Here is an 11,123-nt window from a genome sequence, read left to right as displayed (position 1 = left end):
TTAAAACTAGGATACTATCCAAAATAACAGCGCTAACATTGATTCAATATATAAATAAGTTCATTTTCAATAGAAATATAAACAATATCAAAATCAATATTACTTAAAATGCACAACGGGTACTATTAATATATTTTTAAGAAGTCATTCTTTTTAAATTGTTCAAATCAACTTCTAACCAATCAAAAATTAAATTATTCAATTTTTTTGATTCCAATTTGAATTCAACGTATAGCATTTTTTTTAGTTTTTGATACGATTCGGGCAAGTCTATTAAAAAAGTTTTGTCGCAATCGTAAATACTTTCTAAAAATTCTCCTAATTCCTCTTCTACATCTTTATTGTACTCTATTATCTCTTCTAAAAGGAAATCAAAATCATTTTCTAAATAATCTAACAATTCACTTAATATAGTTCTATTGTCAACTACTTTTTTATTAATTAATGATTGGAATTTTATCGGAATTTCTTCTTTCATTTTAGTTACCCAAATAATACTAATTAAATTCTTTTTAATATCTCTACCTTACTTCTTGATTTAAGTTTTTTTACCAAAACATATATTATTATGCATAACAAAACGATGTAACCAGCTGTAACATTAAATACCCCAAAATTAGCAACTCCAAAAACCAACGCTCCAAGCCCTGGTTTACCTACTAATTCATATTCTACTCCTTTTTCAATTTCTGTGGCATAATGTAAAATCCACATAAAAAGTAAAGAAGTAAACAATAATGCATAAAATTGAGGTTTTGCATATCTAAAAATACTTGGTAACTCAGAACTATTTTGAAAGTCTGGAATATCTTTTTTTAAAAATTCGAAAATATCTTTCTTAATATTTTTATCATTTACTATTAGCTCCTCCTCAGATTTTTTTCCATAAAATATTTTAATCTCATTTTTTCCTTTTTGATTTTCTATCCTTTTTATATAAGAATAAGGAATACAAAAAAGATGATCTAAAAAATCTAAGTTTGTCGATTCTAATCGAAGTTTATTTAACTCCCCTCTTTTGGGATTTCCTTTGTAGATTGTTTTATCCTTTATTAAAATTAATTTATTGGCTTTAGAATCTCTTAACTCCCAAAATTTATACATCAGTTTTGTCTTTTTCAAAAAAAATAAAAGTACATAATAATATTATCTATAAAAATGATTTTTATACTTTTAAATTAAACAAAACGACATATTGACTTTTTAAAATTAACAATTAAATATAATATAAGAACATGATTCAATGAACAGTTTAACAGCTTACATCAACTCATATTTCGGAATTACCAAAGAAGAAGCAGCACAAATAACTCATTTATTTAAAGCTTCTGATTTACCTAAAGGTGAGTTTTTTATTCAGCAACAACAATATTGTGAAAAGTTAAGTTTTATTCACTCGGGTTTTATTAGGGTTTTTGCTGATTTTAATAATAAAGAAGTTACCCAATGGGTTGCTTCTAAAGGTTATTTTATTACTGAAATTAATAGCTTAATTTTTAAACAACGTAGTCGCTGGAATATGCAAGCTTTAACCGATTGTAAGTTATTCACCATTGAGAAAAAGGACTATGATCGATTAGCTGAGTTTATTCCGAATTGGCATGCAATAGAAAAGAAATTCATCGTTTCTTGCTTTACCACACTTGAAGACCGTGTATTTAGTCATTTATCGTTAACCGCTGAAGAACGCTACGAACACCTTTTTAATAACAACAAGGAAATTTTTAAAGAAATTCCTTTAAAATTTATTGCTTCAATGCTTGGTATGTCTCCAGAAACTTTGAGTAGAATTAGAAAAAAAAGTATTTCTTGACATTTATCAAGATCAACCAATGCTTTTACCTTAGACCTTTGTATCATAATTTTATAATGATGCAAAAACAAATTACCACTTCTATTACAATTAATGCAACTACCGAGCAAATTTGGGCTGTTTTAATGGATTTTGAAAACTTTCCTAAATGGAATTCATTTATCAAATCTATTTCAGGAACTCCTAAGGTTGCTAATACTTTACATGTTCAGCTCCAAAATATGAACTTCACTCCTACCGTATTAAAACATCGTAAAAATTCAGAATTCATTTGGAAAGGAAAACTTTTTATGAAAGGGATTTTTGATGGAGAACATCGATTTTATGTAAAAGATAATGGGAATGGTTCTTCTACTTTTGAACACAGCGAAAAGTTTAGCGGAATTTTAGTTCCTTTTTTCTCTAAAAATCTAGATAAGAATGTTACTAAAGGGTTTGAAACTATGAATAAAGAACTGAAAGACTTTGTAGAAAAAATAAATAGTTGAAAATTATTATTAATAAAAATTAAGAACTACAAGTTTCAAACTTCAAAACTATTCAAACTTAATTGCCTTTGAAGGATTTATTTTAGTTACAATCATTGATGGAACAATTAACATAATTACACATAAAAGCAATGTACCTATATTTAAAAGCAAAAAATGAAAAACGTTAATATAAATTGGCACTGTTGATACGTAATAGGTTTCAGAATTTAATGTTATAACATTAAAATACTTTTGAATCAACAACAAGCTCAAAGCAATTAGATTACCATAAAACAATCCTCTAATCACTAAATAAGAAGCACAATACAAAAACATCTTTTGAATACCAACATTATCTCCTCCTAAGGCTTTTAAAACTCCTACCATTTGTACTTTTTCTAAAATAAGTACTAATAATGCTGTAATCATATTAATACCTGCAATTATAATCATAATAATGATGATGAAAATTACATTATTATCAAACAACTCTAGCCAATCAAACAAACTAGAAAAACTCTCAAGAATAGTATTGGTCTTTAATAAAGGTCCTGTTTCTTCATCAATTTTTTCCTCTTTAAGCTTTATAGAATCAAAATTATCTAAAACCACTTCAAAACCACCAACTTCATTGTCTTTCCATTTATTTATTCGTTGAACCTCTTTCAAATCCCCCACAATAATGGTGTTATCATACTGTTCAAAACCTGTTTCATAAACACCTACAATAACAGGCTTTCTCATTTTAAAGCTTTTTGAAGCTTCTTTTTGAAACCAAGTTACAATGGTATCATTCAATTTTAATTGTAAACGATCCAGTATAGATTTTGATATTAAAATTTCTTTATTTCTTTTTTGCTCGTAGTTTGGCAGTCTTCCTGCTACTAAATAATCTTTAAAGAAAGTAAAATCGTACTCTTTATTAACTCCTTTAAAAACTATTCCTTGAAAATCAGTAGCTGTTCTAATAATTCCTGCTTTATTTGCATAAGGTTGCACAGCTTTTACTCCTTTTACTGAAGAAAAGTTTGGATAAAAATCTTGATCTAATAAGATAGGAACCGTAGAAATATCTGAATTATTATTATCGTAATTCGTTACTTGTACATGACCTTTAAAACCAGCTATTTTCTCTCTAATCTTTTGTTTAAAGCCAAAACTTACAGCTACAGAAATCAACATAATAGCAATACCCAAACTAATTGCTATGATAGCAATTTTTATAATTGGTGATGATATACTACTTTTATACTCTTTACCAGCTATAATTCTTTTAGCAATAAATAATTCGTAATTCAAAGAAAATGTTTTTAAATCACATCAAAAGTACATATTTATTCTTTTTAATAAGCATGATTTCGGTATTGACTTCTTGCAAACAAACCGCTTCTGTAAAAACTGTAGAAGAAAACAAAGAAAATAGTACTGTTACTACTATTATTGAAAAGAAAATTATCAAAACTGGTGCTGATCAAACTAAAGCTTATATTCCTAATTTATTTGGAAAAAATGTAGCTATTGTTGCCAATCAAACTTCTAGAATTCAAAAAACTTCTAATTTCGATAGCAATATTACCTCTATACATTTAGTTGATTATATTCATAATTCTGATAAAATTACAGTTAAAAAAGTGTTTGCACCTGAGCATGGTTTTAGAGGAAAAGCTGATGCTGGTGAACTTATTAAAAACGGAAAAGATTTAAAAACTGGCTTGCCAATTATATCATTATACGGAAAAAATAAAAAGCCAACCAATGAACAATTGAAAGGTATTGATGTTGTTGTTTTTGACATTCAAGATGTGGGTGCTCGTTTTTACACTTATATTTCTACATTACATTATGTGATGGAAGCTTGTGCAGAAAATAATATTCCATTGTTGCTTTTAGACAGACCTAATCCAAATGGTCATTATGTAGATGGACCTGTTTTAGAAATGGAACATAAAAGCTTTGTGGGAATGCATCCTGTTCCTGTGGTTTATGGAATGACCATAGGTGAATACGGAAAGATGATTAATGGTGAAGAATGGCTTAAAAATGGAATTCAATGCGATTTAACCGTAGTTCCTTTAGAAAATTATTCGCACAAAACTGCGTACACATTACCTGTAAAACCATCTCCTAATTTACCTAATGATGCTGCTATTAATCTTTATCCTAGTCTTTGCTTTTTTGAAGGAACGAATATTTCTGTTGGAAGAGGAACAGATCATCAATTTCAAATAGTTGGAAGTCCGTTTTATCATTTAAAAAGCCATTATTATTCTTTTACTCCTCATCCGAATGAAGGAGCTAAAAATCCTAAACATAACAACAAAGAATGCCATGGTTATGATTTATCTAAAAGTGAAAAATTACATCATTTAGATGTAACTTGGTTAAAGGAATTTTATGATGCTAATAAAGCGCACTCAAAAAACAAAAAATTCTTTACATCGTTTTTCACAAAATTAGCTGGTACTAAAAAACTACAACAGCAAATTGAAAATGGTACATCTACTGTAGCTATTAAAAATAGTTGGCAAAAAGATTTAAACGATTTTAAACAAACGAGAAGTAAATATTTATTATATGAATAATTCTTGAAGTTTACTTTATATCTTTTAGTTAAATAAATATACATTCTTTTGTACACTTTTTTACTTTTTTTGTTTTACAACTGTACAAGCGTGTACAATCGTAAAAAAATAAAAAAATGAAATGTACACGCTTGTACAGTTCAAAATCGAGTTGAAAAAAAAGTGTACAGAAATTTTATTAAAAAAACGTGAATCTCGTTTAAGAGTAAAAGTGTCACTTCGAGTGAAATTATTTGTAATGGAATTCAACATAATCTTGTATCGAGAAGCTTTCGTAATACGAATTGTTCTCGATACAATTTTTTATTACGTTTTACTCCATAAAAAATCACTCGAACTGACATGCCGTTCTTATCTAAGATTCACGTTAAAAAAACATTTTTTTGATTATCATATAAAATAGTAAAAACTAGCCCTTACTGTAGCTTTACCTGATTTGTTGAAATGTTATAGCAATTTTCAATTCAATTTTAATTGATTATCTACTCAATTGTAAAACTTAGATGGATTTAATTTTGACTGCTTATATTGATATGAACTTTTACAATGTACATCGCAAAATTTTTTATTCGATCTTCCTTCGAGTTCTTTACTACAAGATAAACAATGTTTTATTTCCAATTTCGTAACAGTATATTATTCGAATAATATACGTATAATATTCAACTAACAAAAAGTAGTATTTTACTTTGGTCTCATGAAAATGGACAAAAACATTTCTTTAAAACATCCACATAACAAAAACAACTTACAACACTCTTTTCATACCACTTACAACAACAAACTACATAAACACAATATATTAGAAAATGGAACTGATTTGAGATAAATACAAGTATTATTAAGACACAACTCTACAAAAACTACTGAAATATATACACATGTTGCCACTAAAAACTTTAATAATATTAAAACCCTTTAAATTTATAATATATATGAGTATTTTTGATGTATATATATCGAGAATAAACACAATTGTGTTTAGCCCAACGTTATGTACAACTAGAACAAAAAAATGGAAATAACCGAAAATATATCTCAAATTACTAACCCTGAATTGGACTTAAATAGAATGACTGTTCTTGGTATTAGGTTGGGTGATTCAAGAGAAAATATTCCAATTGAATTAATCACAGAGGGATCTCATGGAGATTGGCTTCATACGACTAAAGGTATAACCATTAGAATTTCTAAAGAAGAACCCAAAAAAGTTGTCGAATTTCTTCTTAACCCTGAAATATTAGAAGATTTAAAAATCACCAAGGAGAAAAGAATAGAAAAGAGATTCGGAAAAACCATATCGAAAGAAAAAAAAATAGGCTCAACTTTTTACTTTTATGAAAACCAAAAAATAGTAGTTGGATGGGATAAATCTGATGATAAGCTTTTTGGCATTTACGTTGGAAATAATATAATTAAACAAACCAAATTCAGAATAAATGATTTTCTTGACAAATTCTACGAGTTCAAAGGTATGGTTCCTAACCCTAATGAATGGAATGCTAGAAGTTTAAAATACAATGAACCTAGATTCTATAGATTTAAAGAACTCGAAGCTCTAATGCGTGCTTTTGAAATAGGGAAAGATCTGCTTAAGGATTTCCAAAATCGAAATTTCTTAAATAATCGTTCAATTGATGATTTTCAAGCTATCATAGACGATATTGAAAAATATGTAGTTACCAAGGAATTTGAAAAAAAACGTTGGCAAAGAGAAAAAGAAAGACTGACAGACGTTAATCGATTTGGTATGTTAATCCAAAGTTTTATGAGGTTCTCAGAGGAAACAAGAAATCTTCTAAGGTTTAATAGCGGATGGTTAGAGACTGGTTCAGTTACATCTAGATATTCAATTTACAAGACTCAAAAGCTTCTAGATAACATTGATTTAAGCGAACTAAATGAAATTGAAGCTCTACTGGGTAAATTATTAGACCCTAAAGAGCGAATTTTCACCAAAAGCGAATTAATTAAAAATTATAAATTTCCAGACGTTGATTTACATTCAATAGATATGGAAAACTATTAAAAGAAAAAAGTACATAACACTGTATATGAAATCATTGCCGCTTAACGGCAGGCTACGCTTCATATACTAACCGTTATAAGCAATTTGACAAAACAATCGGATGAACATTAAAAAGTACATAAGAAAAGAATATAAAGGTTGGATAATTGCAATCTTTATGTTTTTGATTTTACTCGCTTTTGGAGAATCATTTGAATACATAAAATCAATTGCGGAACTGAATCTGATTTTTAAAATTGGACAAATAATTTTGATTTTGGTATTCGGATTTTCATTTGTTTTTTATGCAATTTATGTAAGCGGACTTGAACATAACGTGGAACTTGATTTTAGAGAATATGAACCTGAAGACGTGGAAAGATTAAAGCGGAATTTAAAAAAAATGCTGACTATCTTTTCTGTAAGTTCCGTGTTATGGATAATCGGAAACTTAATTATCGGAATTGAATACGGAAATGCGGAAAATTTAAAATATTTTATTGCAATAACTTCACTTCCAATAATTATAAACGGAATTATGATTTATATAAAAAACGAAATAAAAACTGCTTATAACAATCTATAACCGCAATTACGGCGGATTCGACTACGTCCGAATCCACTCGGAATTGTTATAGCTAGTGTATAAAAGAAAAAATAACTTATTTAACCCGAAACGGACGGTTATACGAGACCGTTAGCCACAATTCTAAAATTAATGAAGGAATTAAAAAACATTTACGAAGTGCTTGACTTTATAAAAGACAGGCCAAGTATGTTTATAGGAGATAACAAAATTACTTCCTTAAAGATTTTTCTTGATGGTTATCAGTTATCAAATAGGCTTCATAATATAGAAACTGAATTAATTTTCCCTCCGTTCTATTATTTTCATAGATGGATTCAATTACACTTTAACAGCACGTTATCTACTGCTGGATATTCGCAAATAATATTACAGAATAACAATAACAATGAAGAAAAATCATTAAGTAGTTTTTTTTCTTTTATAAATGATTTTAAAGAATTGAGACCTGTAAACATTATTAATGCAAAGTTAGGAGAATTGGAAATAAGCTTTCATCATTCTAAGCAGTGCAAAGTAAAGACAATTGATCCAAAAACAAACGAAAAACACTTTATTTACAAAAATGCTGATGAAATATTTATTGTAGAAGTTTCGCATAGTTTTGGGTTTGGTTTATTTATTAAATTAAACGGACTTTTGATCAAAGATTGGATTGGATATGAATTATTTGACACAAAGCAAGAAGCATTTAATTATGCTAACTCATTATTTGGTGAAAGTTTGAAATGGAATTATTCAAAAAATAATTTGGACAACTTAATACTATATATTTTAAAAGGATAAAAAAAGTGGCTAACAAAGGTAGCCGTTGCACAACTCTATAATTTCATAGAAAACAACTATAAATATAGCCTACACTGTGTACATATTATTGCTTACTTTTAACTAACTTAGTTACTCAAACTCTCTACAACAAAAAAATAAATAAAGACCTTTGTGTTCGATTAAAGTGAACTTAAATAATACAACCCAAATAGACCGATACAAAAAACTTATTCAATTTATAGATAAGAATTTCAAAGAAGAAATTAATATCGAAAAAATTGAAGCAATAAGTCATTATTCATATCGAAATATCAATCGTATTTTTCAAGCTTTACATAATGAAACCATAGGAAAATATATCAAAAGGATTCGACTAGAAAAAGCTGCTGAGTACTTAAAATATTCAGAGGAACAAGTTTCAGATATTGCTATTAATATTGGTTTTAGCGATGTAGCTTCTTTTGGTAAGGCTTTCAGAAAAAAATTCAACTGCTCCCCCATATCTTTTCGTAAATCAACTAAAAACATACAAACAAAAAGCCAACAGGTTTTAAAAAGACTTCAACAAAAACCACTATTACATACAATAGAAATACTTCCTGAATTTGATGTCTTATATTTAGAACATAAAGGAAGCCATCAAAATTTAAAAGCTATTGAAAAAACTTGGGATAGATTTATTCAATATTGTGATAATAAACAATTGATTTTTGATGAAAGTATCTTTTTTTCAGAAATCATAGACGATAATGAAATAACGGATGATTTACAGTGTAGAACAAATGTGGCTATTATTTTAAAAAAGCCTTTAAGCTTTGTTCCTAAAGGGCTATTTCAAGTAAAACCACATGCTTCTCAGAAATATGTAAAATTCGTTCACAAAGGAACCAACGAACAACTTCTTGATACTTACAACCATATTTACAGTTCTTGGATGATAGATATACAACTAGAATTTGAAGATAAGCCTACGCTTGAATTTTATGTTAATCATCACGAAGAAATTCCTAAAAGTGATTTGATTACTGAAATCTATATTCCTGTTAAGTAGATTGTCCAAAACGGACAACTAACCAAATAATACACCTACTACTTTTGTAGTATGAAAAATTATAAATTTAACACTTTCCGATTTCAAGGCTTTTCAGGCTTGGTTGTTTTTCAAAAACTACCCACAATCATCAACTTTTTTCAATGTAAAAAACTTGATTACAAACCCCTTAATTCATTTTGATTTTTCTCCCTTATCACCAAACATATAAAAACGAATTAAAAGCATACTTAAACTTTCATTTTAAAAACTAAGATCATGAGTTTTTCACAACTTATTTCTCTATTAGAGGAATCCCCCATTATGACATATATCGTTTATTTTTTCATTTTTAATACTTCTATAGTAGCAATTGAAATAATTGTCGATTTGATTACTCATAAAAAAAGAAGATGGAAAGATTCGATGGCTAATTTCTGTATTTTTTTAATCAATCAACTGCTAGAAAAAACGATAGTTGGATCTATTGGTATTATAGCATTAATGCCTTTTCATTATTTAACACCTTTAGCAATAAACGAGACTTGGTGGTCTTGGATACTTGCCATACTTGCTGCTGATTTTACATATTATTGGATGCATAGAATAGAACACGAACACAGAATATTATGGGGCAACCACAGTGTGCATCATTCCTCTGAAGATTATAATTTAACCATTTCATTTAGATTAAGTATTATTGAACCGATGATAGAATGGATATTCCTTATTCCAATGATCCTTATTGGATTTAGCCCTTTTCAAGCTATTGTAGGATTAATATTTGTTGCTCAATATCAAACCTGGATTCATACAGAGCGAATAAATAAACTAGGTTGGTTGGATTGGATTTTTAATACACCATCTGTGCATAGAGTACATCATGGTTCAAATACAAAATATCTGGATAAAAACTACGGTGGAATTACAATGATTTGGGATCACCTTTTTGGTACGTATCAAAAAGAAGAAGAAAAAGTTATCTATGGTTTAACCAAACCTATAAAAACAAACAATCCTATAAAAATCAATTTTATTGAATACATGAATATTTGGGAAGACGTAAAAAAATGTAGAACATTCAAAGATAAACTTAGAATCATTTTTGGGGATTTGATTTGGAAACCTTCCTATTTCAAACAAATTAAAAAAGAGACTAAATAATTACGATTATTACTATTACTAAATGAAATTCACTTGTAAAGATAATTATTGAAAAGCCGACTGAATAGCTTTTTCAATTTGAATAGTAACCATATCCAACACGTTATCAGATACTGTTTTATTAGCTATAGATAATTCTGTACAAGCTATAACAATACTTGTTTGTGCTGCATACTCAGATAGTAACTCGTTAAATTCTTTTATTAACTGCTGATTATCTTCCTCATATATTTCTCTTCTAACTTTATCAACAAATAACATCTCTTCTTTAGGAAGTTGATTTACAGTGATACCTTTATTAGTAAAAATTGAAGTGATATAAGATGACTGCATTGTATACATAGAACCTAAAACTATCACATTTTTATGATTTTTACTACTTAAAATATCTGCCGTAATTTTTACAGGATGTATCACAGGAACATTTATAAACTCCTTTTGAAAAACAATATCAATTGTCTCATGCAAAGTTATATTGGGAATTAATAGAGCATCAATATTAAGCGATATTAACTCTTTTACATACTTTTCTACATTCTTTATCAATTCAGGAGATACATTCGGCAACAGCGGATTAATATCATTAAAATTTGCATTCAATAACTTTAACGGACAAGTACTGTAGCCTCCATGCAACTCATTATATAATTGATTTAACTTTTCCAAATAAAAGAGTGTAGACCTACTCCCTAGCCCTAACAT

At 28.1% G+C, this 11,123-nt stretch carries 12 protein-coding genes and 1 pseudogene; 9 read left to right on the top strand and 4 right to left on the bottom strand.

What is annotated here, in order from left to right:
• Window positions 1–107: pseudogene (locus EYW44_RS07855) on the top strand (IS982 family transposase); the annotation flags it as partial.
• Window positions 108–136: 29 nt separating this feature from the next.
• Here the strand turns inward: EYW44_RS07855 and EYW44_RS07850 are convergent.
• Both EYW44_RS07850 and EYW44_RS07845 read right to left on the bottom strand, forming a co-directional pair.
• Window positions 137–478 carry a hypothetical protein gene (locus EYW44_RS07850; RefSeq protein WP_132723113.1) on the bottom strand — a complete coding sequence of 114 codons (342 nt, stop codon included), beginning with the start codon at window positions 476–478 and terminating at the stop codon, window positions 137–139.
• Window positions 479–501: 23 nt separating this feature from the next.
• Window positions 502–1,104: a hypothetical protein gene (locus EYW44_RS07845; protein ID WP_132723112.1), complete on the bottom strand. Its 603-nt coding sequence runs from the start codon at window positions 1,102–1,104 to the stop codon at window positions 502–504.
• A 139-nt stretch (window positions 1,105–1,243) separates the two neighbouring features.
• Here EYW44_RS07845 and EYW44_RS07840 point away from each other — a divergent pair, with 139 nt between their 5' ends.
• Both EYW44_RS07840 and EYW44_RS07835 read left to right on the top strand, forming a co-directional pair.
• A complete protein-coding gene (locus EYW44_RS07840; RefSeq protein WP_132723111.1) occupies window positions 1,244–1,813 on the top strand; it encodes a Crp/Fnr family transcriptional regulator in 570 nt (189 codons plus the stop codon).
• A gap of 59 nt (window positions 1,814–1,872) precedes the next feature.
• Window positions 1,873–2,301, top strand: coding sequence for an SRPBCC domain-containing protein (locus tag EYW44_RS07835; protein WP_132723110.1), 429 nt, complete (start codon window positions 1,873–1,875; stop codon window positions 2,299–2,301).
• A 48-nt stretch (window positions 2,302–2,349) separates the two neighbouring features.
• On the opposite strand, the gene EYW44_RS07830 is transcribed toward EYW44_RS07835, so the two are convergent.
• Entirely contained in the window at window positions 2,350–3,582 is a 1,233-nt protein-coding gene (locus EYW44_RS07830; RefSeq protein ID WP_132723109.1) for an ABC transporter permease, read from the bottom strand.
• Between the two features lie 5 nt (window positions 3,583–3,587).
• On the opposite strand from EYW44_RS07830, the gene EYW44_RS07825 reads away from it, so the two are divergent.
• From EYW44_RS07825 to EYW44_RS07795, 6 genes are all read left to right on the top strand, one after another.
• A complete protein-coding gene (locus EYW44_RS07825; RefSeq protein WP_132723108.1) occupies window positions 3,588–4,865 on the top strand; it encodes an exo-beta-N-acetylmuramidase NamZ family protein in 1,278 nt (425 codons plus the stop codon).
• 1,015 nt (window positions 4,866–5,880) lie between these two features.
• Window positions 5,881–6,894: a hypothetical protein gene (locus EYW44_RS07815; RefSeq protein WP_132723107.1), complete on the top strand. Its 1,014-nt coding sequence runs from the start codon at window positions 5,881–5,883 to the stop codon at window positions 6,892–6,894.
• A gap of 100 nt (window positions 6,895–6,994) precedes the next feature.
• Window positions 6,995–7,459 (top strand): hypothetical protein, encoded by a 465-nt coding sequence (locus tag EYW44_RS07810; RefSeq protein ID WP_132723106.1) that lies wholly within the window; start codon window positions 6,995–6,997, stop codon window positions 7,457–7,459.
• A 132-nt stretch (window positions 7,460–7,591) separates the two neighbouring features.
• Window positions 7,592–8,245 (top strand): hypothetical protein, encoded by a 654-nt coding sequence (locus EYW44_RS07805; protein WP_132723105.1) that lies wholly within the window; start codon window positions 7,592–7,594, stop codon window positions 8,243–8,245.
• Between the two features lie 166 nt (window positions 8,246–8,411).
• Window positions 8,412–9,278, top strand: a complete 867-nt coding sequence (locus tag EYW44_RS07800; RefSeq protein ID WP_165872182.1) for an AraC family transcriptional regulator — start codon at window positions 8,412–8,414, stop codon at window positions 9,276–9,278.
• A 258-nt stretch (window positions 9,279–9,536) separates the two neighbouring features.
• Entirely contained in the window at window positions 9,537–10,421 is an 885-nt protein-coding gene (locus tag EYW44_RS07795; RefSeq protein ID WP_132723103.1) for a sterol desaturase family protein, read from the top strand.
• 45 nt (window positions 10,422–10,466) lie between these two features.
• Here the strand turns inward: EYW44_RS07795 and EYW44_RS07790 are convergent, their stop codons facing one another.
• Complete coding sequence (locus EYW44_RS07790) at window positions 10,467–11,123, bottom strand: aspartate/glutamate racemase family protein (RefSeq protein ID WP_132723102.1); 657 nt, start codon at window positions 11,121–11,123, stop codon at window positions 10,467–10,469.

The organism is Tenacibaculum sp. M341 (assembly GCF_004337695.1).
In the GTDB taxonomy this organism is placed as follows: Bacteria; Bacteroidota; Bacteroidia; order Flavobacteriales; family Flavobacteriaceae; genus Polaribacter.
This window is presented reverse-complemented; position numbering and strand designations above follow the sequence as displayed.